At 57.4% G+C, this 26,173-nt stretch carries 16 protein-coding genes; 6 read left to right on the forward strand and 10 right to left on the reverse strand.

Annotation, left to right across the window (positions count from 1 at the left end):
* The first annotated feature begins 246 nt into the window (after window positions 1-246).
* The 3 genes from nrdA to yfaE all read left to right on the forward strand — a co-directional run bounded on the left by nrdA (window position 247) and on the right by yfaE (window position 3,998).
* On the forward strand, window positions 247-2,535 hold the full coding sequence (gene nrdA / locus E5C26_RS16675; RefSeq protein WP_135317315.1) for a class 1a ribonucleoside-diphosphate reductase subunit alpha: 2,289 nt from the start codon (window positions 247-249) through the stop codon (window positions 2,533-2,535).
* A gap of 68 nt (window positions 2,536-2,603) precedes the next feature.
* A complete protein-coding gene (gene nrdB / locus E5C26_RS16680) occupies window positions 2,604-3,734 on the forward strand; it encodes a class Ia ribonucleoside-diphosphate reductase subunit beta (RefSeq protein ID WP_135317316.1) in 1,131 nt (376 codons plus the stop codon).
* Between the two features lie 3 nt (window positions 3,735-3,737).
* On the forward strand, window positions 3,738-3,998 hold the full coding sequence (gene yfaE, locus E5C26_RS16685; protein ID WP_135317317.1) for a class I ribonucleotide reductase maintenance protein YfaE: 261 nt from the start codon (window positions 3,738-3,740) through the stop codon (window positions 3,996-3,998).
* A 69-nt stretch (window positions 3,999-4,067) separates the two neighbouring features.
* Here the strand turns inward: yfaE and E5C26_RS24955 are convergent, their stop codons facing one another.
* From E5C26_RS24955 to E5C26_RS16700, 3 genes are all read right to left on the reverse strand, one after another.
* Window positions 4,068-4,436 (reverse strand): Hok/Gef family protein, encoded by a 369-nt coding sequence (locus tag E5C26_RS24955; protein WP_312847932.1) that lies wholly within the window; start codon window positions 4,434-4,436, stop codon window positions 4,068-4,070.
* A 140-nt stretch (window positions 4,437-4,576) separates the two neighbouring features.
* Window positions 4,577-4,729 carry a Hok/Gef family protein gene (locus E5C26_RS24905; protein ID WP_135317318.1) on the reverse strand — a complete coding sequence of 51 codons (153 nt, stop codon included), beginning with the start codon at window positions 4,727-4,729 and terminating at the stop codon, window positions 4,577-4,579.
* 228 nt (window positions 4,730-4,957) lie between these two features.
* A complete protein-coding gene (locus tag E5C26_RS16700; RefSeq protein WP_135317319.1) occupies window positions 4,958-6,154 on the reverse strand; it encodes a nicotinamide mononucleotide deamidase-related protein YfaY in 1,197 nt (398 codons plus the stop codon).
* A 244-nt stretch (window positions 6,155-6,398) separates the two neighbouring features.
* On the opposite strand from E5C26_RS16700, the gene tyrP reads away from it, so the two are divergent.
* The gene (gene tyrP, locus E5C26_RS16705; protein ID WP_012145991.1) at window positions 6,399-7,607 is read left to right on the forward strand and encodes a tyrosine transporter TyrP; all 1,209 of its coding nucleotides are present in this window, start codon (window positions 6,399-6,401) and stop codon (window positions 7,605-7,607) included.
* Window positions 7,608-7,657: 50 nt separating this feature from the next.
* Here the strand turns inward: tyrP and E5C26_RS16710 are convergent, their stop codons facing one another.
* Window positions 7,658-8,200 (reverse strand): YfaZ family outer membrane protein, encoded by a 543-nt coding sequence (locus E5C26_RS16710; RefSeq protein WP_135317707.1) that lies wholly within the window; start codon window positions 8,198-8,200, stop codon window positions 7,658-7,660.
* Between the two features lie 327 nt (window positions 8,201-8,527).
* Here E5C26_RS16710 and katA point away from each other — a divergent pair, with 327 nt between their 5' ends.
* On the forward strand, window positions 8,528-9,964 hold the full coding sequence (gene katA, locus E5C26_RS16715) for a catalase KatA (RefSeq protein ID WP_167796666.1): 1,437 nt from the start codon (window positions 8,528-8,530) through the stop codon (window positions 9,962-9,964).
* A gap of 45 nt (window positions 9,965-10,009) precedes the next feature.
* On the opposite strand, the gene menE is transcribed toward katA, so the two are convergent.
* The 6 genes from menE to menF form a co-directional block, all read right to left on the reverse strand.
* Window positions 10,010-11,395 carry an o-succinylbenzoate--CoA ligase gene (gene menE, locus E5C26_RS16720; RefSeq protein WP_135317321.1) on the reverse strand — a complete coding sequence of 462 codons (1,386 nt, stop codon included), beginning with the start codon at window positions 11,393-11,395 and terminating at the stop codon, window positions 10,010-10,012.
* Entirely contained in the window at window positions 11,383-12,366 is a 984-nt protein-coding gene (gene menC, locus E5C26_RS16725; protein ID WP_135317322.1) for an o-succinylbenzoate synthase, read from the reverse strand. The genes menE and menC overlap by 13 nt, the downstream gene beginning before the upstream one ends.
* Window positions 12,366-13,223 (reverse strand): 1,4-dihydroxy-2-naphthoyl-CoA synthase, encoded by an 858-nt coding sequence (gene menB / locus E5C26_RS16730; protein ID WP_012145996.1) that lies wholly within the window; start codon window positions 13,221-13,223, stop codon window positions 12,366-12,368. The genes menC and menB overlap by 1 nt, the downstream gene beginning before the upstream one ends.
* Window positions 13,224-13,234: 11 nt before the next feature.
* Entirely contained in the window at window positions 13,235-14,005 is a 771-nt protein-coding gene (gene menH / locus E5C26_RS16735; RefSeq protein ID WP_135317323.1) for a 2-succinyl-6-hydroxy-2,4-cyclohexadiene-1-carboxylate synthase, read from the reverse strand.
* On the reverse strand, window positions 14,002-15,675 hold the full coding sequence (gene menD, locus E5C26_RS16740; RefSeq protein WP_135317324.1) for a 2-succinyl-5-enolpyruvyl-6-hydroxy-3-cyclohexene-1-carboxylic-acid synthase: 1,674 nt from the start codon (window positions 15,673-15,675) through the stop codon (window positions 14,002-14,004). Before menD ends, menH begins: the two co-directional genes overlap by 4 nt.
* A 252-nt stretch (window positions 15,676-15,927) precedes the next feature.
* Complete coding sequence (menF, locus tag E5C26_RS16745) at window positions 15,928-17,220, reverse strand: isochorismate synthase MenF (protein WP_135317325.1); 1,293 nt, start codon at window positions 17,218-17,220, stop codon at window positions 15,928-15,930.
* 286 nt (window positions 17,221-17,506) lie between these two features.
* On the opposite strand from menF, the gene E5C26_RS16750 reads away from it, so the two are divergent.
* Window positions 17,507-26,149 (forward strand): GH36-type glycosyl hydrolase domain-containing protein, encoded by an 8,643-nt coding sequence (locus tag E5C26_RS16750; protein ID WP_135317326.1) that lies wholly within the window; start codon window positions 17,507-17,509, stop codon window positions 26,147-26,149.
* Window positions 26,150-26,173: the final 24 nt, after the last annotated feature.

Genomic DNA, 26,173 nt, shown 5'->3' on the forward strand with positions numbered 1-26,173 from the left:
GGGAAATTCTTATCCCACTTATTGACAAGCTTGTCGCGCCAGTCACAGCGCGCACTGCGAAAGACAAGTCACATTTCACCCCCAAGTTATCCACAAATTAGGCCACTTTTGTTCACTTGCAAACGCCCTGTTTTCTCACTATCTTGTTACCTCACCGACATACAACCCCTATATATAGTGTTTACATACTGAGCAGAGCTACTACACTTCTGCTTAGGGGCACCATACGGACAGGTAAAACACCACATGAACCAAAGTCTGCTTGTAACTAAACGCGATGGCCGTAAAGAGCGCATCAACCTCGACAAAATCCACCGTGTCATCGACTGGGCCGCGGAAGGGTTAAACAACGTCTCGGTTTCTCAAGTAGAGTTGCGTTCTCATATTCAGTTTTATGACGGCATCAAAACTGCTGATATTCATGAAACCATTATCAAAGCTGCAGCCGATCTGATCTCGCGCGATGCGCCTGACTACCAGTATCTGGCAGCACGCCTGGCCATCTTCCACCTGCGTAAAAAAGCTTACGGCCAATTCGAGCCGCCGAAGTTGCTCGCTCACGTAACGCGCATGGTAGAAATGGGCAAGTACGATAAGCATCTGCTGGAAGACTACAGCTCTGAAGAGTTCGAGCAGATGGACTCCTTTATCGATCACTGGCGTGATATGAACTTCTCCTACGCAGCCGTTAAACAGCTCGAAGGGAAGTATCTGGTGCAGAACCGCGTCAGCGGCGAGATCTACGAGAGCGCTCAGTTCCTGTATATCCTGGTAGCCGCGTGCCTGTTCTCCAACTACCCGCGTGATACCCGTCTGGACTACGTTAAACGTTTCTACGACGCGATCTCCACCTTCAAGATTTCTCTGCCTACGCCAATCATGTCCGGCGTGCGCACCCCAACCCGCCAGTTCAGCTCTTGCGTGCTGATCGAGTGCGGCGACAGCCTGGACTCCATCAACGCCACCTCCAGCGCCATTGTGAAATACGTTTCGCAACGTGCCGGCATCGGTATCAACGCCGGCCGCATCCGTGCGCTGGGCAGCCCGATCCGTGGCGGTGAAGCTTTCCATACCGGTTGTATCCCGTTCTACAAGCATTTCCAGACCGCGGTGAAGTCCTGTTCGCAGGGCGGCGTGCGCGGCGGCGCGGCCACTCTGTTCTACCCAATGTGGCATCTGGAAGTTGAAAGCCTGCTGGTACTGAAAAACAACCGCGGCGTTGAAGGCAACCGCGTGCGCCACATGGACTACGGCGTGCAGTTGAACCGCCTGATGTACCAGCGCCTGATCAAGGGTCAGGACATCACCCTGTTCAGCCCGTCTGACGTCCCGGGCCTGTATGACGCGTTCTTCGCCGATCAGGACGAATTCGAACGCCTGTACACCCAGTACGAACAAGACGACAGCATTCGCCAGAAACGCGTGAAAGCGGTTGAGCTGTTCTCACTGATGATGCAGGAACGCGCCTCTACCGGCCGCATCTACATCCAGAACGTTGACCACTGCAACACCCACAGCCCGTTTGATCCGCAGATCGCACCGGTACGCCAGTCCAACCTGTGTCTGGAAATCGCCCTGCCGACCAAGCCACTCGATGACGTCAACGACGAAAACGGTGAAATCGCCCTGTGTACGCTGTCCGCCTTCAACCTGGGCGCCATCGAGAGCCTGGACGATCTGGAAGAGCTGGCTACCCTGGCGGTACGTGCGCTGGATGCCCTGCTGGATTATCAGGACTACCCAATCAAAGCCGCTCATCGTGGTGCCATGGGGCGTCGCACCCTGGGTATCGGCGTGATCAACTACGCTTATTACCTGGCGAAGAACGGTGTGCGCTATTCCGATGGCAGCGCCAATGCCCTGACCCACAAGACTTTCGAAGCCATCCAGTATTACCTGCTGAAGGCCTCGAACCGTCTGGCTCAGGAACAGGGCGCCTGCCCGTGGTTCAATGAAACCACTTATTCACAGGGCATCCTGCCGATCGACACCTACAAGAAAGATCTGGATGTCATCTGCCAGGAACCTCTGCACTACGACTGGGAAACCCTGCGTAAAGAGATCAAGGAAACCGGTCTGCGCAACTCGACCCTGTCGGCGCTGATGCCTTCGGAAACCTCTTCGCAGATTTCCAATGCTACCAACGGCATTGAGCCACCACGTGGCCACATCAGTATCAAAGCGTCGAAAGACGGCATTCTGCGCCAGGTGGTGCCAGAGTATGAACGTCTGAAAAACGACTACGAACTGCTGTGGGAAATGCCGAACAACGACGGTTACCTGCAACTGGTCGGTCTGATGCAGAAGTTTATCGACCAGTCGATCTCGGCCAACACCAACTATGACCCAACCCGTTTCACCGGCGGCAAGGTGCCAATGAAGCAGTTGTTGAAAGACCTGCTCACCACCTACAAGTTTGGTGTCAAGACGCTGTACTATCAGAACACCCGCGACGGTGCCGATGATATTCAGGAAGACTTGCTGCCGGCCAAAGGCGGCGATGATGACTGCGAAAGCGGCGCCTGCAAGATCTAAAGTTTGACACAGCGGGCCGGAACTCTTCCGGCCCCTTCATTTAGCCACGTTACGATGGACTCAGGCTTATGGCTTACACCACATTTTCTCAAAATAAAAACAACCAGTTGCTGGAGCCGATGTTCTTCGGTCAGTCGGTTAACGTTGCACGTTTCGATCAGCAAAAACATGAAATTTTCGAAAAACTGATTGAGAAGCAACTGTCCTTCTTCTGGCGTCCGGAAGAAGTGGACGTTTCCCGCGACCGTATCGACTACCAGGCGCTGCCGGAACATGAAAAACACATTTTCATCAGCAACCTGAAATATCAGACGCTGCTCGACTCGATCCAGGGCCGCAGCCCGAACGTCGCCCTGCTGCCGCTGATCTCGATCCCGGAGTTGGAAACCTGGATAGAAACCTGGTCCTTCTCTGAGACCATCCACTCCCGTTCTTATACCCATATCATCCGTAACATCGTCAACGATCCGGCGCTGGTGTTTGACGACATCGTCACCAACGAAGAGATCCTCAAGCGCGCGAAAGACATCTCCGGCTACTACGACGATCTGATCGAGATGACCGGCTACTATCATCTGCTGGGTGAAGGCACCCATCAGGTCAACGGCAAGACAGTGACCGTTACCCTGCGTGCCCTGAAGAAACAGCTCTATCTGTGCCTGATGAGCGTTAACGCCCTGGAAGCCATCCGCTTCTACGTCAGCTTTGCCTGTTCATTTGCCTTCGCAGAACGTGAACTGATGGAAGGCAATGCCAAGATCATCAAGCTGATTGCCCGTGACGAAGCGCTGCACCTGACCGGCACCCAGCATATGCTGAACCTGATGCGTTCCGGCGCAGATGACCCGGAGATGGCGGAAATCGCCGTTGAGTGTCAGCAGCAGTGCTATGACCTGTTTGTGCTGGCAGCCGAGCAGGAAAAAGAGTGGGCGGAATACCTATTCCGTGACGGCTCGATGATCGGCCTGAACAAAGACATTCTGTGCCAGTATGTGGAATACATCACCAATATCCGCATGCAGGCAGTGGGTCTCGGCCTGCCGTTCGCCACCCGCTCCAACCCGATCCCATGGATCAACGCCTGGTTAGTGTCAGACAACGTTCAGGTGGCGCCGCAGGAAGTAGAAGTCAGCTCCTACCTGGTCGGCCAGATCGACTCGGAAGTGCATGCCGACGACCTGAGCGACTTCGAACTCTAAGCGATGGCATCATCAATCGTCACGCTGCGTGCCACCGGCACGCAGCTATCCTGCCCCAAAAGTGAAGGCTGCCTGCTAGACGTGTTGGAATTGCATGACGTTGAAGTGGAATACCAGTGCCGTTCCGGCTATTGCGGTGCCTGCCGCCTGAAATTGGTGAAAGGTAATGTGGTTTACCATCAGCAGCCACTGGCATTTATCAACGACGGCGAAATTCTGCCTTGCTGCTGCATGCCACTGACCGATATCGAACTGGAACTGTAAAAAGTTGGGTGCCTGAAACTGCGCCTGAAGACCAGAAGGCGGGGTTTCCCCCGCCCTATGATTACCGCTTCACATACAGGTTAACGTCATCAGGATAGTGATATCTTTCTGGTAGATTTCTAATCCGCAAAAGCGATCTTTAATCATCCAGATGAATACCAAAACCGTAATACATACAACAGTTAACGCGTATAGCGCATGCTTTTTATACATGGCTTGCCTCCTTGCTGTGAAGGGGCTACCATAACGGTGTCTAGGCGTTAGGGCAGCCCCATTCTGATTGAGAGTCAGTTTGGGGCTTTCATCTATCCGCCTTGCCACACAATGCCCAAGACGAATAGTCTCAAGCACCCGCAGCGATTGTAACAGCCTGTCCTCAAAACGATAACCCCTTATAATATTATGATTAATAAGGGATATATCACTACCATCAAGCATTTTCTACTCAATAATATCGACGAGCAAGATCCTGCCTTGTTGTGGTATAGCGTAGAGTGAATCAAACAGGAAATCTGAAGAAGTTGGGTGCCTGAAACCACGCCTGGAGACCAGAAGGCGGGGTTTCCCCCGCCCTATGATTACCGCTTCACATCACAAGCCAACCTGATCAAAATAGTGATACTTTCCTGATAGATTGCCAGCTCACACAGTGAGCCTCTTATCATCCAGATAAATACCAAAATCGTAATACATACAACAGTTAACGAGTGAAACACATGCTTTAACCGCATGCTTGCCTCCTTGCTGTGAAGGGGCTACCATACCGGTGTCTAGGCGGTATGTGCAGCCCCATTCTGATTGAGAGTCAGTTTGGGGCTTTCATCTATCCGCCTTGCCACACAATGCCCAAGACGAATAGTCTCAAGCACCCGCAGCGACTGTAACAGCCTGTCCTCAACGCGATAACCCCTTATAATATTATGATTAGTAAGGGATATATCACTACCATCAAGCATTCTCTACTCGATAATCTCGACGATCTCCAGCCAGCCGTTTTTCCCACACACTGGCCCACCGTTCAGCCAACGCCGCAGCATGTCCAAAGCCAGCATCGCTACCGACTCTTGTCGCAGCCGTAAGCCATGTCGTGCAGCCTGGTAACGTACCGTCTGCCCAATACCGCCTTTCGGCGTGTGCAGCGCCACGCTCACCTGGTTGCCGTTCATGGCACTGACCGCCAGTGCCAGTTGCGCCCCGGTCAGTTCCGCCAGTGAACGCGCACGGGCCAGCGTGGTTTCCAGCGTTTCCACACAGTGCGACGGCAGCAACTCGCCACCGGCCAGCGGTGCGCCTTCGGTCTGCAACTGCAGATTGATCAATCCGGCGCTGAACTGTTCGCTCAACGCCAGCTTCAACCCCTGCTGGTTCAAGCGTTGCGTCAGTGCTGCCGGTAAACCGATAGTGCCCTCAAACAGAGTGTTGTCACCCGCCACCTGGCGTACCCGCTCCCAGGCCTGCTCCATCGCCGCACGCTGGCTGACCGGGCCGGTCAGCTTCAGCTCGATGATAGGGCTGGAAGAGCGGTAACCGAGCACCACTTCCGGCGGCAGCGGCATGCCATCGAGTTCGGCGGCCAGATCGCTTTCGGAAGTACCAAAGGTGGTTAAACGCAAACACAGCGGCGGTGACGGCAAGGTAAAGCGCTCGCGCAGGCGCGGTACAATTTGCTGTTCGACCATCACTTTGAATTCAGAAGGGACACCGGGGGTGAAGAACATCGTGCACCGGTTCAGTTTCAACGCAAAACCACAGGCGGTACCCACCGGGTTATCGAGCATCTCGGCGTTTGCCGGGATCTGCGCCTGTTTACGGTTTGAAGCCGCCATCGGTCGACCACGCTCGGCAAAATAAGCCTCCATACGCGCCAACCATTGGGCATGTTCCACCAGCTCAACACCGCAAGCGCTAGCCGCCGCCTGCGCGCTGAGATCGTCACTGGTCGGCCCCAGGCCTCCGTTCACGATCAACACATCGGCGATGTGGCTACGTTCCAGCAATGTTTCAATCAAAGAGGAGAGGCTGTCCCCCACCGTTTCACGGCCGCTCATCGGCATACCCTGCTGGAACAGATAGTCTGCCAGCCAGGCGGCGTTGGTATCTATAATTTGCCCGTGCAGCACCTCATCACCGGTGCTAAGCATCTCCACCCTTAACATTGATCTCTCCCACATTTTCTGATCATTCCACTATAGAAGCCTGTAAATAAGTTTTCACTACGCATTGCCGGTTAATTTGTGTCGAAGGCATTTTTTTGCGACATCACGTGGATCGCCAACATGTAAACATAATATTACACAAACCGTAACGCCTGTTTGACACAAAATAATCCATCATCTATCCTGCCGCACTTAGAATGAGTTACCTATAATTTTCCAAAATCTTTGGCTGGTAGAGAAAAACGTGAAGAATCGCACGCTTGGCAGTGTTTTTATCGTGGCTGGGACCACCATTGGCGCAGGGATGTTGGCGATGCCACTGGCGGCGGCCGGTGTCGGCTTTGGCGTCACGCTGGGTCTGTTGGTCGGCCTGTGGCTGTTGATGTGTTATACCGCGCTGCTGCTGGTTGAGGTTTATCAGCATGAACAGGCGGATACCGGCCTCGGTACTCTGGCAAAGCGCTATCTTGGCGGCGGCGGGCAATGGCTGACCAGTTTTAGCATGATGTTCCTGATGTATGCCCTGACTGCGGCCTATATCAGCGGTGCCGGTGAATTACTGGCGGCCAGCATCAGCCAATGGACCTCGCAGGATTTCCCTACCACGCTCGGTGTGCTGCTGTTTACTCTGGTAGCGGGCGGCGTCGTCTGCATCGGTACCCATTCGGTCGACTTATTTAACCGCATCCTGTTCAGCGCCAAAGTAGTTTTCCTGATCGTCATGCTGGGCCTGATGTTGCCAAATATCCATCAAACCAACCTGATGACCCTGCCACTGGAGCAAGGGCTGGCGCTATCGGCCATTCCGGTGATTTTCACTTCTTTCGGCTTCCACGGCAGCGTACCCAGTATTGTTAACTACATGGGCGGCAATATCCGTAAACTGCGTTGGGTGTTCATTATCGGCAGCGCCATTCCACTGGTGGCTTATATTTTCTGGCAGTTGGCGACCCTCGGCAGCATCAGCTCCACCACTTTCGTCGGCATTTTAGCGCAGCAAGCCGGTCTGAACGGTCTGTTGCAGGCGGTACGTGACGTCGTGGCGTCCCCCCATGTCGAACTGGCAGTGCACCTGTTTGCCGATCTGGCGTTGGCTACCTCGTTCCTTGGGGTTGCGCTCGGGCTATTTGATTTTCTGGCCGACCTGTTTAAGCGCCAGGACAACGTGCGGGGGCGTTTGCAGACCGGTGCCATCACTTTCTTGCCGCCGTTGGCTTTCGCCCTGTTCTATCCGCGTGGCTTTGTGTTGGCTCTGGGTTTTGCCGCCATTGCGCTGGCGGTGCTGGCGCTGTTGCTGCCGTCGTTGCTGGTGTGGAAAACGCGTCAGCAGCATCAGGCGAAATACCGCGTCTGGGGTGGCACACCGGCACTGGCACTGGTGTTTGTTTGCGGGATAACGGTGATTGCCATTCAGTTGGGCATTGCCAGCGGCATTCTGCCGGCGGTAGGGTAATAGAGAGAACCATAAAATAAAGGGGCCGCTTGGCCCCTTTGTGCTTTGTATCAGAAGCTCAGACCGACACCAATATACGGGCCATCGGCCAAGGTGTTGTCACGACGTCCGTCCTTCCCTTCCATCTTGATATAGCGATAACCTACATCGACGCTGAGTGGGCGGAAAACATTCCAACGCAGGCCACCGCTGGCTTCGTTATAGGCCTTCACGCCGCTGGTCAGCGACTCCGGGGCAAAATAGCCTTCGCCATGCAGGCTGAAGTAACGGTTGATAGCCCAGTCCAGGCCACCGCCCAACGCCAGTGCGCCACCGTTATCACCGTCTTTCGGGCTCAAAAACAGCGCTTTGCCACCTACTGTGGCGGTCAACGGCCCCAGCGGGACACCGAAATTCAACCCCAGGCTGCCGACGTTGCCGTCATGATCGCTGCGCGCCCAGTTACCTGTTATTCCCAAGCCGGAAGTGCCGGTATCCTGGCCGAAACCCAGGTTGGTGTAATGCTCCCCAGCTTCGCCCGACAGGCTGAGTGCACTCGCTGCACCGGTCACAAACAGCATACTTGCTGCGCAGGCGACCAAAGTCTTTTTCATCATCTATCCCTCTTGCTGCTTCATCCATTACGAATGATATGAATTAACCCGTAATAATACCGTCACAAGTCTATACCAAAGCGCAACCGGTCTTTAAGGGATAAATCCTTAATTAATCAAAGAAATGTAAAGTTCTGCAAGCAAAAGCCTCATTCCCTGTGGTAATGGCAACGATAACTCAGACCTATTTGCCGCAGGCGTTCAATAGGTCTACAACTAGTAGTGGCATTGACCCAAGTCAGGGTAACAACGCCCTGCCAGATTATGATGATGAACGCTTAATTCGCCCGAGTCTTCACTCGATTGCAATACGCTAAGGAGTAAGTGATGAGCAAGAAAGGATTAACTACCGCCGCCGGTGCCCCGGTTGTCGATAATAATAACGTGATCACCGCAGGCAAACGTGGTCCGATGCTGCTGCAGGACGTCTGGTTCCTGGAAAAGCTGGCCCATTTCGACCGTGAAGTGATCCCCGAGCGTCGCATGCACGCCAAGGGCTCCGGCGCCTACGGCACTTTCACCGTTACCCACGATATTACCCAGTACACCCGCGCAAAAATCTTTTCTGAGATCGGCAAGCAAACCGACATGTTCATCCGCTTCTCCACCGTAGCCGGTGAGCGTGGGGCTGCCGACGCCGAGCGTGACATTCGTGGTTTCGCCATGAAGTTTTATACCGAGGAAGGCAATTGGGATCTGGTGGGCAACGACACGCCGGTATTCTATCTGCGCGATCCGCTGAAATTCCCCGATCTCAACCACGTAGTCAAACGCGATCCGCGCACCAACCTGCGTAATCCAACCTACAAATGGGATTTCTTCTCGCTGTCACCAGAAAGCCTGCATCAGCTGACCATCGACTTCAGCGACCGGGGTATTCCTAAATCCTATCGCCATATGCACGGCTTCGGCAGCCACACCTTCAGCTTTATCAATGCCAACAACGAACGCTTCTGGGTGAAGTTCCACTTCCGCTGCGAGCAAGGCATTGAAAACCTGATGGATGATGAAGCGGAAGCGATTATCGCCAAAGACCGTGAAAGCTCACAGCGCGATCTGTATGAAGCCATCGAACGGGGTGACTACCCACGCTGGAAACTGCAGATTCAGATCATGCCGGAACACGAAGCCTCTCAGACTCCCTATAACCCGTTCGATCTGACCAAGGTATGGCCGCATGGCGACTATCCGCTGATCGACGTTGGCTTCTTCGAACTGCACCGCAACCCGGACAACTACTTCTCGGAAGTGGAACAGGTGGCGGTGAACCCGGCCAACGTGGTGCCTGGTATCAGCTTCTCGCCGGACAAAATGCTGCAGGGGCGCCTGTTCTCTTACGGGGATGCGCACCGTTACCGTCTGGGGGTAAACCACCATCAGATCCCGGTTAACAGCCCGAAATGCCCGTTCCACAACTATCACCGTGACGGGGCGATGCGTGTGGATGGCAACAGCGGCAATGGAGCCACCTACGAGCCGAACAGCTTCGGTCTGTTCCAGGAGCAACCGGACTTCAGTGAACCCCCGCTGAGCATTGAAGGTGCCGCTGACCACTGGAATCACCGTGAAGACGATGATTACTACAGCCAGCCGCGCGCGTTGTTCAACCTGCTGAGTGCCGAAGAGCACCAACGCATGTTCACCCGCATCGCCGGTGAACTGTCGCAGGTACCGGAGCAAATTCAGCGCCGTCAGGTTGAATTGTTTACCAAAGTGCACCCGAATTACGGTGCCGGCGTAGCCAAGGCGTTAGGCCTGAAATAAACTCCGTTTCAACGGTCAGGCCGCCTCGTCTTCTGGCGGCCTTTTTTATTGAGCCGAGAGCTGCTCCGCCGCCCATTGCTGCAACTGACGGCGCGAGATCTTGATACCCCCAGCTTTCAACTCATTCGGCATCACCAACAGCGCCATTGGCCGCTGGAAGTTCACCAGCCGATCCTGCGACCAGGCCAGTAGTTCGCCCAATTCGATTGGTTCTTCACTGTCGATCACCGCCACCGGCCGTTGGCCAAACTCGGCGTCATCGACTGGCACCACCACCACCTGTGAAATCTGCGGATGGGCCGCCAATACGCGCTCAATATCTTCTGGCTGAACGCCTTCTCCGCCGCTGAAAAACAGGTTGTCCAACCGGCCGATAATTCGCAGTTCGCCCTGATCCAGGACGCCACGATCGCGGGTATGGAACCAGCCCTGATCATCGACGATCGGCAACAAGCGGCCCTGCAGCCAATATCCCAGCGCCAGACTCCGCCCGCGGATCCACACCTCTTCATTCACCAGTTTAATTTCCCGCCCTGCCAGCGGCAGCCCAACGCCTGGCCGTGCATCGGCACGCTTGGCACATACCGTGGAAGCCAGTTCAGTCAGGCCATAGCCACACCAGCAGCGGATCCCTGCAGCCTCTGCCTGTTTGGTCAGTTCTACCGGGATCATCGCGCCCCCCAGCAGCACTTTTTTCAGCGTCAGAGCCGCCAGCGGTTGTGCCAGCAAACGCCAAAGCTGCGTCGGCACCAAGGATGCATGAGTACAGCCCGCCAGAGCATCGGCCAACGGATGCATATCACGCACCACCAGCGTGGCCCCCGCCAGCAGCCAGCGCCAGACAATGCCTTGTCCGGAAACGTGAAACAAAGGTAATGACAGCAACCAGCGATCCTGCGCCTGGAAATCCATCAACTGCAGTACGCCTTCGGCACTGGCCAAATGACCGGCGTAACTGTGCGCGGCCGCTTTTGGTCTGCCACTGGAGCCGGAGGTCAGGGTCAGGGTCGCCAACCGCTGCGGATCCCAGCGCGGCGGATTCAGCCAGCGGGATTCGGTAGACGGGGGATTTAAACGGATGATCCTGGTTGGCAAGGTCGGCAGTTGATCCGGGCTGAAGGCAAAATCGATATCCAACTCGGGCAACAGCGTCGCCAACAGAGAAACGGGTAACGCCGGATTCAGCGGCAGCAACCGCGCACCGCACTGCAACAGTGCCAGATAGGCCAGTAACAAGGGATAACTGTTCTTACCGAACAACGCAACGCCGCAGCCGGGCTCCACCCCCTGGTGCTGAAAATCCGCCGCCAGCTTGTCCACCTGACGCCGTAACACCAGCCAACTCACCGGCTGATGGCCGACAATCAGCGCCGCCGCCTGCGGACGTCGCTGCGCCCAATGTCGCCACGGCCATTCATTCAACTGCGCCATAAACACTCCAGCGCTTGCTGACTCAGTAACGGCAGCTTGCTGCCCGGCCAGTTCCGCAGCAATTGAGCCTGCATCAGATCCAGCGTATCGAGTCCAGGCACCGTGCTCGGCGTCAGCCAATGCGCAATGCGCGCCAACTGCGTCAGCCCCAGGCTGGATTCAATGCTCGAGCTGATCACCGCCGTCAACCCCACCGCATGGGCCTGCTCCACCAGCGATCGACAACGGGTCAGGCTGCCGACCAGCGTCGGCTTAATCACTATCGCGGCCACGCCCGGTTCCGCCTGCACCACAAAATCCGCCTCACGCACGCTTTCGTCCCAGGCAATGGCAATGCCCGTCGCCTGAGCGAAATCCCGCGATTCATCACGGGTTTTGCAAGGTTCTTCAAGGAAAGCAATGCGCTCACGCAGCGCTGGGTTGACGTATTTGGCAAACCCGTCAGCTTTGGCGCGCGTCCAACTGCGGTTGGCATCCAGCCGCAGCCTGAGATCCGGCAGAGCCTCGAGCAGCACGTTGACTATCATGCCGTCACGCACCGCTTCATACAGCCCAACCTTCACCTTGGCGACCTTCTCACCTGGCAAAGCGGTCAATACTTCGAACAGCTCATCAGGGTCACCGGTGCACAGCGGCGCTTTACGGTAATCAGCCTGCTGCGGCAGTTGGTGTTCCAACTCCGCCAATGCGCAGCTGGTACCGAACGCCACTGAAGGCAACGGGCTTTCGGGAGGTAATTCCCCACTTTGCCAGCTCTGCAACCAGCTCAGCACCGCCTGTTCGGCCTGCGCCAGCGTTTCCTGGCTGAACTCCGGCAGCGGCGCGACCTCGCCCCAGCCTTCTTGCTCACCCTGCTGCAGATGGATCAGCAAACCATCGCGAGTTTTTAACCGCTGATTACGCAGCACCACGCCGACGTCCATAGGCAGGCTGTAACGGTAAAGGGTCGCGTTACGAGGGCTGGTGTTCATTACGGATTACGCTTGAATTTGCTGAAGTCCGGCTGGCGCTTTTCGTTAAACGCGTTGCGCCCTTCCTGACCTTCGTCGGTCATGTAAAACAGCATAGTGGCATTACCCGCCAATTCCTGCAGGCCAGCCTGACCGTCGCAGTCGGCGTTCAGGGCCGCTTTCAGGCAGCGCAGCGCCATTGGGCTGTTCTGCAGCATTTCGCGGCACCAGCGCACGGTTTCTTTCTCCAAATCGGCCAAAGGCACCACGGTATTGACCAGGCCCATGTCCAGGGCCGCAGCGGCATCATACTGACGACACAGGAACCAGATTTCGCGAGCCTTCTTTTGCCCCACGATGCGCGCCATGTAAGAAGCGCCCCAGCCGCCGTCAAACGAACCGACTTTCGGGCCGGTCTGGCCGAAAATGGCGTTGTCCGCCGCGATGGTCAGGTCACACATCATATGCAGCACGTGGCCGCCACCGATTGAATAACCGGCCACCATCGCCACTATCGGCTTCGGACAGGTACGGATCTGGCGCTGAAAGTCGAGCACGTTCAGGTGATGTACACCGCTGTCGTCCTGATAGCCGCCGTAGTCGCCGCGGACTTTCTGATCGCCGCCGGAGCAGAAGGCTTTGTCACCGGCGCCGGTGAGGATAATGGTGCCAATACCGTCGTCGTAACGGGCATTGGACAGCGCTTCAATCATCTCTTTTACCGTGTGCGGGCGGAAGGCATTACGTACCTGTGGACGGTTGATGGTGATTTTAGCGATACCGTCGCTGGACTTGTGATACAGAATATCTTCGAAATCACCGGAGCAATCCTGCCATTCGATGGCGGCATACAGTTGTTCTTCATTTGGATAGAGCATATTCGGTTCCTTTAACCAGGGTTATCGAGAAAATTGCGCAGCTCGGCGGCGAAGTCCTGCGGATTGGCCAGGTGCGAGTTATGTCCGGCCTGCGGCACGATGCGTAACGGCAGCCCGGCGTCGCGCGCCAGCTGTTGAAATTTGTGGTCATCAGCGCCGCATAGCACCACCAGCGGCACCGCCAGTTGTTGCAACTGCGGGGCCAGATAAGCCTGTTTGCCCAGCGAAGTGGCTTCCAGCATGTCCGCCACGGCCGCGCCGCTGTTGTCAGAGCGGGCGTCGATCAGCGCTTCACGGTGCACCGCGCTGAGATTGGCAAACACCGGTTGTTGATACCAGTCGGCCAGCACCTCGGTGAGGGGTTCCCGGCGAAAACGTTCGGCCCAGGCCACATCATGCGCCAGCCGCTGCTCGCGCAGTGCTGCGTCGGCCAACCCCGGGTTGCCGCCTTCAATAATCACCCCCTGCAGGCCACGGGTTTCGCCGTAGCAGGCGTGATACATGGCAATGCGTCCCCCGAGCGAATAGCCCACCAGCCAATAGCGTTCGATACCGTGCATCTGCAATGTCGCGCTGATCTGCGCACTGATATCGTCGAAGTGGGTACAGGTGACTGCAACGGAATCACCGTGACCGGGCAGGTCAATCGCCAACGACGGCCATTCAGCACAGCGTGAAGCAATCACTCGCCATTCATTATTGTTGCCCAACAGGCCGTGCAACCAGATTAGCCACGGTCGATCAGCCTCCCCCTGTTGCAATACTTTAGTCGCCAGCATCATTGCTCCGCCATCTGTTGCACCAGATGCTGCAGCGTCTGCGCGCCATCACTCGGCGGCACCTGCAGCTCAATCAACGTGGCGCCACTGTGGCGCCAGCCCTGTTCCACCGCCTGCTGCAACTGTCCCCAATTTTCCGGGCAAGCGTAAGCCAGCTTGAACATCGCTGCCGCATGGCTGAACTCCACGTCCTGCGGCATGCAGTAGAACCGTTGCCGGTCTTCTTCCGGCGTTGGCAACAGTGAAAAAATCTGGCCGCCGTTGTTATTAACCACAATCAGCACCGTCGGCGCTGAACATTGGCGTAGCAGCGCCAGCGCGTTCAGGTCATACAGTGCCGATAAATCCCCCACCACCGCCAACGTCGGTTTGGCGGTCGCCCGCTGGACGCCTGCGGCAGTGGAAATCAGGCCGTCGATGCCGCTGGCACCGCGGTTGCTGAATACCGGATAACCGGCCGGCAAGCGGGTCAACGCATCAATCAAGCGTACGATAAGGCTATTGCCGAGAAACAGTTGGCCGTTTTCCGGCAGCAGTTCCGGCAATCGGTGCGCCAACTGCGCCTCACCAAAGCGGTTAACCAAATAGCCGGAGACGGCATCCAGTGCGTTGCCCGCCAGCGTCGTCAACTCATCGGCCCACGGGGTACGCGGTTGTGCCGGGTGCAGTTCAAGCCACTGCGCCACGCTGGCACGGATCCGGCGCCCGCGGTGGTGCGCCGGATCTAGTCGCCCCGGTAATTCATCGATTAGCCAATACTCTTGCGGCCGGCACTGTTCCTGCCACTGCAGCAGGCGCTTGCCGGTCAGGCTGCTGCCGAACTGCACCACCAATTGCGCATCGGCCAGCAGTTTTTGCGCCTGCGGCTGGGCCAGCCATAAGTCGGCGCAGGGCAGCGGCTGCCCGGTCTGAGACAGCACATCGCCTATCAGCGGCCAACCGAGCATCTCGGCCCATTGCGCCAGTTGCTCGCCCTCTTGTGCACTCATACGCCCCGCGACCACTACGCCGCGCTTTTGCCGCCAGAAGAACCAGTCAGGTTGCTTAAGCACAGCTTGCAGGCTCTCTTCCCGCAGCCAGGGTTGGTTACCCTGCCACCAGTCGCCGAGCGTCGCCGACCAGTCGGCATACTGTTGTTCATCACCGCCGTACAAGGGTTCGGCAAACGGGCAGTTAATATGCAAGGCCCCATGCTGCAGGCGCGCCATTGCGCTGTCGAGGGTAGATACCAGCCAACTGGCGGGGATATCCGTCGTCGGGCGTGGCAGATCAATACTCAACGTCGGGTGACTGGCATAAAGACCGTTTTGGCGGATCGCCTGATTGGCACCGCAGTCGATCAGTTCAGGCGGTCGGTCGGCAGTAAGAAACACCAGCCGTTCACCGGTCAGCCCGGCTTCGATCAGGGAAGGGTAAAGATTGGCGGCGGCGGTGCCGGAAGTGACGATCACCGCCACCGGCTCGCGCGATGTCTTCGCCAGGCCTAGCGCCAAATGGCCCAGCCCGCGCTCATCAAAATGGGTATGGCAGATAAAAGACTTGTTAGCCGCCGCAGCCAGCGTCAACGGCGTAGAACGCGATCCCGGAGCGATACAGACATGCCGTACTCCATGGCGAGCCAGCGCTTCCAACAGCAACGCCGCCCACCGACGATTAAAAACACTTGTCGACATAATTCGCTCACAAGTCGGTTAACAGAATCTGCCTCTGGCGCCCGCCAGGCAGCGGCACGCCGAGAGTGATGTTCTGCATTATATGAGTAGTTATCTTTACGACTTTTGCGCCAGCGCAAAAACGCCGTATATCCCGGTGACTTTATGGTAGACAATTAATTGATTTAGAACAAAAAATAAACATAAAAATCACAAGCAGTTTACACTCACTGCGTCATTCGCTCAATAAATCCGGAGTATAAGCAGGGAAATTCAGCGTAACGGCTCTGGCAGCAGTAAAGTCAGCAGCCCGGCGGCCTTGTTTTCGATTTCCAGCCACTCTGCCGCAGCGTCAGAACCGGCCACAATACCGGCACCGGCATACAGTCGTAATTCCTGGTCTTCAATCTGCGCACAGCGCAGCGCGACGCAAAACTCACTGCGGGAGGAGGACAGATAACCGGCAGACCCGGCATACCAGCCACGGGGGAAAGGTTCATGTTGCAGGATAAACTCGCGAGCCGCCTGACGTGGCAACCCGGCCACCGCCGCCGTAGGCTGCAACCGTTGCAGGCAATCGGCATCATCGTTGTCATTGAGCCGGCCTTCAATACGCCGCCGCAAATGCTGCACCTTACGTAAGCGCACCACTTCAGGCGGCAACACATCCACCGCATCGGCACCGCCTTGCAGACGCTGGCAGATATCATCCACCACCAGCAGATTCTCATGCTGATTCTTGCCGTCCTGCAGTAACCATTGCGCCAGCGCATGGGCTTGCTGTCGATCGGGATGATTGGCGACGGTGCCCGCCAGCGCTTCGGTCAGCAGACGACGGTCATTTCGCAGATACAGTCTTTCCGGGCTGGAGCCGAGGAATGCGCTGTGCGCATCAAAGCGCAGCATATAGTGATAACAGCGGTGATTGACCCGGCGGCTGGCATCCATCATCGCCGGGGCAGACAGTGGGCCATCGAGCGTCAGTAAGGTACGGCGCGCCAGCACTACCTTTTCCATCTGCCGCCCGCTGATGGCCTTTAAGGCCTCACACAGCATGGCTTCCCATCCGGCGCGGTCCGGCTGATGCTGCATCCGGCTCACCTGCGCCTTTAATGGTGCGATCGGTTGGGCCGTCGACAATTGATCCAGCCAGCGGTCGGCCAAGGCCGCATCGTCGCGCAGCGAACTTTCGGAAAACAGATTAAGCGTTAATTGTGTTTCACCGTCGCGGGTCAGGATTTCCAGCCGCGGTAAAAATAGATACGCCGCGCCATCAAAAGCGTTCAGCCCCCAAACCCGTGCGCCCTGATACGCCCTGAGAAAGGTCTGCGCTTGCCGTGGCTGGGTAAACTGCCGCAGTGCGCCGCACACCGCGGCCTCCTCATGCCCATCGCGGTGATGCCAATAAAATTGTGGGAATGCCGGTTGCACCGCCAGCCATTCCAGCAAGTTGGCGGCCAGCGATGCCGGAACGGGAAGTGAAATCTGGCGGAAACCACCCTCAGAGGGCAAATGTTGCTCAAGCTGCCGGCGTAAGCGCCTCAGCAATGCCGAAAGTTGTTCCACGACCACCTCAATAACCAAACTTAATGTGAGGAATTATACGGTAAATCAAAACGCAGCGGCGGAAAAATAGCGTCGGTAATCAACGCCTCTGGCGACAAATAGTTTATTAAATCTAAACAATTAGTTCAAAAAGCGTCCGATAAAGCATTGTGCGGCTATACTGAAAAGGCATGTTCCTGCCTGCTAAAAACCCACGCCAGATCTACCCGGCGCAAAAAACAGGATATTCACGATCTCCCAGCGGTTACACCGGCTGCCCTTTGGGTCAGATGTAAGGAGCCTTTGTGTGAAAGAAATATTAATCAATTGGTTAAAAAAGAAACGCAAAACAACCAAAGTAAATTCGTTGCCTGTCCGGCGTGCCAAAGGCGAGCCGGAACCGACAGGTGGCACCATCAAGGCCGAACTGTTTTCTGTCGACCAAATGGAGCGTTATGGCCACCGCCTGGCGCGCTCACACAAGCTGGCGACACGCAAAACTCCCTACTATTTGCTGAAGCGGCTGGATGATAATGAACGCGTTCTGGCAGAAAGCTGTCACCAACTCAGCAATGGCAAGAAAGCCAGCATGACCCCGGCCGGCGAATGGCTGCTGGACAACTACTACCTGATCGAAGAACAAATCCGCGTTGTACGCCACCATCTGCCTAAAACCTTCGGCCGTGGTCTGCCCCAACTGGGCGCGCCGCATAACTGCCCGCGCATCTATGACATTGCCGCCGAAGCCATAGCCCATGGAGATGGCCGCTGGGACGCCGAAAGCCTTACTCGCTATATCGCCGCCTATCAAAAAGAAGCCAATTTGACGCTGGGCGAGCTTTGGGCACTGCCCGGCATGCTACGCCTGGCGTTGATTGAAAACCTGCGGCGCGTCAGCATTGAGGTGGCTCAGGCCCAGCAGGAGCGTAACCTGGCCGACAGCTGGGTGACTAAAATGCTGGAATCTGCGGAGAACGATCCGGCCAACCTGATCGTGGTAATCGCCGATATGGCGCGCTCCAATCCCCCACGCACCAGCGCTTTTGTCGCCGAGCTGGTTCGTCGCCTGCATGGCCACGGCACCATGCTGGCGCTGCCGCTCACCTGGGTAGAGCAACGTCTGGCAGAAGTCAGCCTGACGTCGGATGAATTGATCCACCGTTTTAACCAACAGCTGGCTGTCAGCCAACTGTCGGTCAGCAACAGTATTTCCGGCCTGCGCCAGCTCAGCGAAATGGACTGGGCCGAATTTGTCGAAACCATGAGCCAGGTGGAACAAACCCTACGTCAGGATCCGGCCGGGGTTTACCCGTTGATGCACTTTACCACCCGCGACAACTACCGCCACGTGATTGAGATGCTGGCGCGGCACTGCCCGTACAATGAGGTGCAGGTCGCCCAACAGGTACTGAATATGGCGCGCGTGGCGGCAGAAATTCCGTCCAGCGATCCCCGCTGCAACCACATCGGTTACTACCTGATTGACGATGGCCGCCCGGAATTGGAGCAACAGCTTGACGTACGCCTGGGCCGTATTACCCGGCTGCGTCATGCGTTAAGTCAGGCCCCCCTGCTCTCCTGGCTCGGCAGCCTGAGCCTGATTACTACCGCCTGCTGTGCAGAACTGCTGCGCCACGCTTACAGCACCGGCATCAGTTGGGGACTGGCTCTGTTGTTTTTCCCGATGGCGATTGTCATCAGTCAATTCGTGCTTAACCTGCTCAGCGAGGTCACAACCCGCAGCCGCACGCCGCAGCCGTTGCCCAGGCTCGACTTCTCCTGTGGTATTCCCGCCGAATTCCGGACTCTGGTGGCAATACCGACGTTAATCGACAGCAAAAGCGGCATTGATAAGTTGATCAATGCCCTTGAGGTTTGTTACCTGGGCAACGCGATGAAACACCTGCACTTTGCCCTGCTTACCGACTTTATCGATGCGCCCCATCAGCAGCAGGCCGATGACGTTGCCTTGCTCGATTATGCCAGCCAACAGATGACGGCACTGAACGCACGCTACCCCTGCCAAGGCCCAAGCCACTTCTTCCTGTTTCATCGCAATCGCGAATGGAATGAAAAACAGGGCGTGTGGATGGGGCTGGAGCGTAAACGCGGCAAACTGAACGCGCTGAACGACTGGCTGCGTAACCGCGGTAACGCCTTCTGTACCCAGATTGGCGACGGGCTGGAGGTGCTTAAAAACGTCAAGTACGTCATCACGCTGGACAGCGATACCGTCTTGCCGCGTGAAAGCGCTCACCAGTTAATCGCCGCTATGGCGCATCCGCTTAATCAGCCGCAGTATGACGCCCGTCAGCAACGGGTAGTAGAAGGCTATGCCATCCTGCAACCGCGCATGGCCGAAGAGATCCCGAGTTATGGGCAAGGCCGCTATGCCGCACTGTGCAGCAGCACGCCAGGCAATGATCCCTATACCCTGATGGCCTCGGATATCTATCAGGATTTATTTGGCGAAGGCTCGTTTATTGGCAAGGGCATCTACGACGTGGATGTGTTCTCGCACAGCATGAAGGGCACCTGCCCGGCAAACCTGGTGTTGAGCCACGACCTGCTCGAAGGTTGCTACGCCCGCTCAGGCCTGTTGAGTGACGTCCTGTTGTACGAACAGTATCCCAGCAACTATCTGGTGGATGTCGCACGCCGTTCCCGCTGGATCCGTGGGGACTGGCAACTGCTCAACTGGCTGCTGCCACGGGTGAAAACCGCCGACGGCACCCGCACCGCCAACCCACTGAGCACCCTGTCGCGCTGGAAACTGTTCGATAACCTGCGCCGCAGCCTGACGGCATCCAGCCTGTTACTGTTGCTGTTTTGCGGTTTCGTCTGGCTGCCAAATACCCGCTATTGGCTGGCGGTGTTCGCCATTATCCTGCTGCTCCCCACCCTGCTGGCGCTGCTGCAAGATATTGTGCGTAAACCCCCGCGCAGACCTTTCCTGCAGCACCTGCGGTTAGCACTGAGCGGCTCGCTGCACCGCTTGGCTCAGGTTGGGCTACGGCTGGCGACGCTGCCGCATGAAACGCTGTACAGCCTGAAAGCGATTATGGTCACCCTCTGGCGGCTACTGGTCACTAAACGCAATCTGCAAGAGTGGACCAGCTACGATCAATCCAAAGCCCGCCAGCAGGTCACGCTGCAAAACTTCTACCGCGCCATGTGGATTAACCCGGTGACGGGCCTGGCGTTACTGTTTTTCACCGTACTGCATAACCCGATGGCACTGGTTATTACGCTCCCCCTTGCCGCTCTGTGGATCCTGGCTCCCTTGCTGCTGTACTACCTCAGCCACGAACCGCAGCGCAGTCAAACCGCACTTAACGACGAACAGCGGCGCTTCCTGCGCCATACCAGCCGCCAGACCTGGGACTTCTTCAATACCTTCGTCAATCAACAGGAGAACTGGCTGCCGCCGGATAACTATCAGGAGGTACCGGAACCGGTGGTGGCGCACCGGACGTCACCAACCAATATCGGGCTGTCGCTGCTGGCCAATCTCACCGCCTATGACTTCGGCTATCTGACGCTCAGTGAAGCGCTGCGGCGCATCGGGTTGACACTCAATACCCTGGATCGCATGGAACATTATCGCGGCCACTTGTACAACTGGTACGACACCCGCACGCTGGAGCCGCTGAACCCGCGTTATATCTCCAGCGTCGACAGCGGCAACCTGGCCGGCCATCTGCTGACGCTCAGCGCCGGCCTGCCGGCGCTGGTCCATAAACCGGTCATTGACCCGCAACGGATACTGGCCGGGCTGGGCGACAGCCTGCAATTGCTGGAGCAACACTGGGGTGACGCCGCACCGAAGAACCTGCCGAAACTGCGTAACCACTGGGAGCAGGCGCACCACTGCCATCCCGTCGCGCTGCTGGCGGAGCTGAATGCCATGCGCAATTACAGTAATGGGCTGCAGGAACCGGCGCTGAATCACGATGAGGAAACCCGGCGCTGGGCCGGTGCGCTGCATCAACAGCTCAACGAACTTTGTAGCGAATGGACACAGTGGTTTGGCTGGCTGAGCGATGGGCAGTCAGCGCTGGAGCAGGTACCCAGTCTGCACTGGTTGGCGAATCCACCGGCTTCGTTGGCCCTGCCGGCCGATCAACAAGGCAAGCTTGACGCAGCGACTGCACTGGCACAGGAACGACTGGCGCAGTTACACAGCCTGCAGCAACGGCTGGAAAAAATGGCGCAAATGGACTTCCACTTCCTGTATGACGAATCGACCCATTTGCTGACCGTCGGCTTTAACTGCGATCAAAACCGCATGGACGGCAGCAAGTACGATTTGCTGGCCTCGGAAATCCGCCTGACCAACTATGTCGCCATAGCGACCAACCAAATACCGCAACGCAGTTGGTTTGCGCTCGGCCGCCTGTTCACCCTGATCGACCATAAAGCGGCATTGATGTCGTGGAGCGGGTCGATGTTTGAATATCTGATGCCGCAGTTGGTGATGCCCGCCTACCCTGACTCACTGCTGGTGCAAATGTGCCGGGCGGCAGTGGAACGACAGATTGCCTGGGGCAAGGAGCGCGGCGTGCCCTGGGGCATCTCCGAATCCGGCTACTTTGGCTTCGATGCCGATCAGAACTATCAATACCACGCCTTTGGCGTGCCGGGACTGGGCCTGAGGCGCGGCTTGGGTGACGATATGGTGGTCGCCCCTTACGCCACGGTGATGGCGTTGATTGTTGACCCGGAAGCCGCCTGCAATAACCTGGTCACGCTGGAACAAAATGGCGCCAAAGGCCGTTACGGTTTCTACGAGGCGCTGGATTACACCACCGCACGCCTCAGCCGTGGCCAGCTGTACGTGATTATCCGCTCTTATATGGCACACCATCAGGGCATGAGCTTCCTGGCCCTGTCGCACCTGCTGCTGGATGCACCCATGGTCTCGCGCTTTGCCGACTATCCAGCGTTCCAGTCGGCACGTTTGCTACTGCAGGAACGGGTGCCGGATGCGGTTGAGCTGTACAGCGCTCGCCGCCATTTCGAAACGCACGAAGGCACCATTACCCCGGCCAGCTTCGCCGCACGCGAATTTAACCGGGTGGACACGCCGATCCCGGAAGTGCAGCTACTGTCCAACGTCAATTATCACCTGATGTTGACCCAGGCCGGCGGCAGCTACAGCCGCTGGCAAGACCTGGCGCTGACCCGCTGGCGCGAAGATGCTACCTGCGATAACTGGGGAGCATTCTGCTACCTGCGCGATCCGCAAACCGGCGAGGTATGGAGTAATACCTGGCAACCGATCGGGGGGGCTGCCAAGGGCTACAGCGCCGTGTTCAATGATGCCGGTGCCGAGTTCCAGAATCAGCAGGGGTCGCTGTCGGTCAAAACGCAGATCGTGGTCTCACCGGAAGACGATATCGAGCTGCGTCGGGTGACGTTGCTCAATCGCGGTAAACAGCCGCGTACCCTCGAAATTACCAGCTATGCGGAAGTGGTGCTGGCCCCGGCGGGTAACGATCTGGCTCATCCGGCGTTCAGCAATCTGTTTGTACAAACCGAACTGCTGCCGGATCAGGACGCCATTTTATGCCACCGCCGTCCACGTGAACCCAAGGAAAAATGCCCGTGGTTACTGCATATGATGACGGTACAGGGGCGTTCCAGCCAAACGTCGTTTGAAACCGATCGCGCCAGGTTTATCGGCCGTGGCCGCACCCCGGCCAACCCGCAGGCGCTGTATCAAAACACGCCGCTCAGCAACAGCGCCGGGCCGGTCATTGACCCTATCATCGCTATCCGCCAGCGCGTGGTGCTGGAGCCGAATGTCCCGCTGACACTGGATATCTTCTACGGCGTCAGTGACGATCGCGCCAGCGGCCTGGCGATGCTGGAAAAATACCGCGACCGTCATCTGGCGGATCGCGTGTTTGAACTGGCCTGGTCACACAGCCAGGTGGTACTGCGCCAACTGAACGCCAATGAGGAAGACGCCAACCTGTTCAACCGCCTGGCCAGCGCGGTGGTGTTCCCGGCACAGGAAATGCGCGCCGCCAGCAGCGAAATCATTCAAAACCGTCGCGGCCAGTCAGGGCTGTGGGGACACTCGATCTCCGGCGATCTGCCGATTGTGTTGCTGACCGTCACCGACGGCGAAAATATCGAGCTGGTTCAACAGCTGATCCAGGCACACAACTACTGGCGGCTGAAAGGCCTGCAGGTCGATTTGGTGATCCTCAACGAAGACGTCGGCGGCTACCGCCAGGAATTGCAGAACCAGATAATGGGCCTGATCGCCGCTGGCATGGAATCCACCCAAACCGACAAACCCGGCGGTATCTTCGTACGCACCAGCGAGCATATGTCACCGGAAGATCACCGGTTGCTGCTCAGCGTGGCACGAATTTATCTCGACGATCGGCGCGGCGGCCTGACCGAACAGCTCAACCAACGCCTGCAACTGCCGCAGGTTCTGCAGCAACCGCTGTCGCCGGTCACCGCCTCGTCGAAACTGGCAACGGTGGATAATCTGCCGCGTAACCTGCATTCGCCGCAGTTGCCCGCCATCGACGCCCTGCAGTTCTATAACGGCCTTGGCGGTTTCTCGGAAGATGGCCGTGAATACGTGATTGCGATGAACGAAAGCAAGATCACCCCGGCCCCCTGGTCAAACGTGATAGCCAACCCGATGTTCGGCTCGGTGATTTCGGAAAGCGGCCAGGCGTACACCTGGTATGAAAACGCCCATGAGTACCGACTGACCCCCTGGGATAACGATCCTGTCTGTGACCGCAGCGGGGAAGCCTTTTATTTGCGTGACGAAGAGAACGGTCACTTCTGGTCACCGACACCGCTGCCCGCCCGTGGTCGCGGCCACTACCTGACCCGTCACGGTTTCGGTTATAGCGTGTTCGATCACCGCGAGAACGGCATCGACAGCCAGCTCAAGGTGCTGGTGGCCAAGGAGGCACCGGTAAAACTGTTCCTGCTGACGCTGACCAATACCTCCGGACGCACGCGCAAGCTGTCGGTCACCGGCTATGTGGAATTTATCCTCGGCGATCTGCGGCAAAAATCAGCCATGCACATCGTCACCCAGCCGGCTACGCTCGATAGCGGCTGCGGCATCCTGGCCACCAATCACTACGGCAGCAGCGGATCGGAAAGAACGGCTTTCTTCGGCGTAACCGGTGTGCACTGTTCTGTCAGTGGCGATCGACGTGAATTCATCGGTCGCAACGGATCGCTAGCCAGTCCGGCGGTGCTGAAGCTGCGAAGGCTGTCCGGCAAGACCGGCGCAAGCATGGATCCTTGCGGTGCAGTCCAGTCGGCCATCAGCCTGATCGACGGCGATCAGCGCAGCTTTGTCTTCGCTCTGGGCCTTGGACAAAACGCCGATGAGGCCGAAGCGCTGCTGCATAAATACCTGCGCGAAGACAGCCTGCAGGATGAACTGCAGCAGGTCGCGGCCCATTGGGACGCTATTCTCAACAAGGTGCAAATAACCACGCCACAGCCGGCCGTCAACCTGCTGGCCAACGGCTGGTTGCTGTACCAGACCCTCTCCTGCCGCATTCAGGCACGCAGCGGTTACTATCAATCCGGCGGGGCCTTTGGTTTCCGCGATCAGTTGCAGGATACGCTGGCGCTGACCCATGCCGCCCCCGAACGCCTGCGGGAACAGATCCTGCTGTGCGCTTCACGCCAGTTTATCGAAGGCGACGTGCAGCACTGGTGGCATCCTCCGCAGGGCAACGGCGTGCGCACGCGCTGTTCGGATGACTATTTGTGGTTGCCGCTGGCGATTTGCCACTATCTGGACGCCACCGACGATCAAGCCATTCTGGAAGAACTGGTGGGCTATCTGGAAGCGCGCAAACTGGCACCTGGCGAGGAGTCCTCTTACGAACAACCGGCGCCCAGTGCGATACAGGAGACGCTGTACCAACATGGCGTGCGGGCATTGAAACACGGGCTGACCTTTGGTGAGCATGGCCTGCCGCTGATGGGGGCCGGTGACTGGAACGACGGCATGAACATGGTCGGTCTGGAGGGCCGCGGTGAGAGCGTGTGGCTGGGGTTCTTCCTGTTCCATATTCTGCAGCGCTACGGCGAACTGGCACAGCGTCGCAACGATACCGGGCTGGCCACACAGTGCCACCAACAGGCCGCCACCCTGCGCGAAAACCTGCGCAATCACGCCTGGGATGGCGAGTGGTATCGCCGGGGCTATTTCGACAGTGGGGAACCGCTGGGTTCCCATGAATCGACAGAGTGCCGCATTGATGCCATCGCCCAGAGTTGGTCGGTGCTGTCCGGAGCCGGTGATGAGCCACGCAGTCTGCAGGCGATGCAATCGCTGGATAAACATCTGGTCGACGATCAGGCCGGACTGATCAAACTGCTGACGCCGCCGTTTGACGGCAACGGCCCGAATCCGGGCTATATCCGTGGCTATCTGCCCGGCGTGCGGGAGAACGGCGGCCAGTATACCCACGGCGCGGTTTGGGCGGTGATGGCCTTTGCCGAGATGGGCAATATTGAACGCGCCTGGGAGTTGATGGCACTGATCAACCCGATCAACCACAGCCTGGACAGCACCGCCGCCGAACGCTACAAGGTCGAGCCTTACGTGGTTACCGCCGATATTTACGCGGTGGCGCCCCATGTTGGCCGTGGCGGCTGGAGTTGGTATACCGGCTCCGCCGGCTGGATGTACCGGCTGATCGTCGAGTCACTGCTGGGGCTGAAACGCCATGGCAGCCGACTGACCGTCAACACCCGTCTGCCGGCGGACTGGCCGCAGGTGACACTGAATTATCGGGAAGGCGGCAGCGAGTATCAATTGACCGTCCGTCAGGGGCAGGGAGCGGCCCAGGTGACTATCGACGGTGAAATACAGCCGGAGGCAGTGATAACGCTGGTAGACGATGGCAAAACCCATCAGGTGGAGGTGACGCTGGGGCAATAAACATCGGGGCGCGGCGGTGGCCGC

Source organism: Serratia proteamaculans (genome assembly GCF_004684015.1).
In the GTDB taxonomy this organism is placed as follows: domain Bacteria; phylum Pseudomonadota; class Gammaproteobacteria; order Enterobacterales; family Enterobacteriaceae; genus Serratia; species Serratia proteamaculans_F.

Bases quoted from the DNA above. Each gene is read 5' to 3' on its own strand.
- menB (WP_012145996.1), bottom strand. From the start codon at position 13,223: ATGCTCTATCCAAATGAAGAACAACTGTATGCCGCCATCGAATGGCAG.
- nrdB (WP_135317316.1), top strand. From the start codon at position 2,604: ATGGCTTACACCACATTTTCTCAAAATAAAAACAACCAGTTGCTGGAG.
- katA (WP_167796666.1), top strand. From the start codon at position 8,528: ATGAGCAAGAAAGGATTAACTACCGCCGCCGGTGCCCCGGTTGTCGAT.
- nrdA (WP_135317315.1), top strand. From the start codon at position 247: ATGAACCAAAGTCTGCTTGTAACTAAACGCGATGGCCGTAAAGAGCGC.
- E5C26_RS16700 (WP_135317319.1), bottom strand. From the start codon at position 6,154: ATGTTAAGGGTGGAGATGCTTAGCACCGGTGATGAGGTGCTGCACGGG.
- menD (WP_135317324.1), bottom strand. From the start codon at position 15,675: ATGTCGACAAGTGTTTTTAATCGTCGGTGGGCGGCGTTGCTGTTGGAA.
- E5C26_RS24955 (WP_312847932.1), bottom strand. From the start codon at position 4,436: ATGCTTGATGGTAGTGATATATCCCTTATTAATCATAATATTATAAGG.
- menC (WP_135317322.1), bottom strand. From the start codon at position 12,366: ATGAACACCAGCCCTCGTAACGCGACCCTTTACCGTTACAGCCTGCCT.
- E5C26_RS16710 (WP_135317707.1), bottom strand. From the start codon at position 8,200: ATGAAAAAGACTTTGGTCGCCTGCGCAGCAAGTATGCTGTTTGTGACC.
- menH (WP_135317323.1), bottom strand. From the start codon at position 14,005: ATGATGCTGGCGACTAAAGTATTGCAACAGGGGGAGGCTGATCGACCG.
- E5C26_RS24905 (WP_135317318.1), bottom strand. From the start codon at position 4,729: ATGCGGTTAAAGCATGTGTTTCACTCGTTAACTGTTGTATGTATTACG.
- yfaE (WP_135317317.1), top strand. From the start codon at position 3,738: ATGGCATCATCAATCGTCACGCTGCGTGCCACCGGCACGCAGCTATCC.
- menE (WP_135317321.1), bottom strand. From the start codon at position 11,395: ATGGCGCAGTTGAATGAATGGCCGTGGCGACATTGGGCGCAGCGACGT.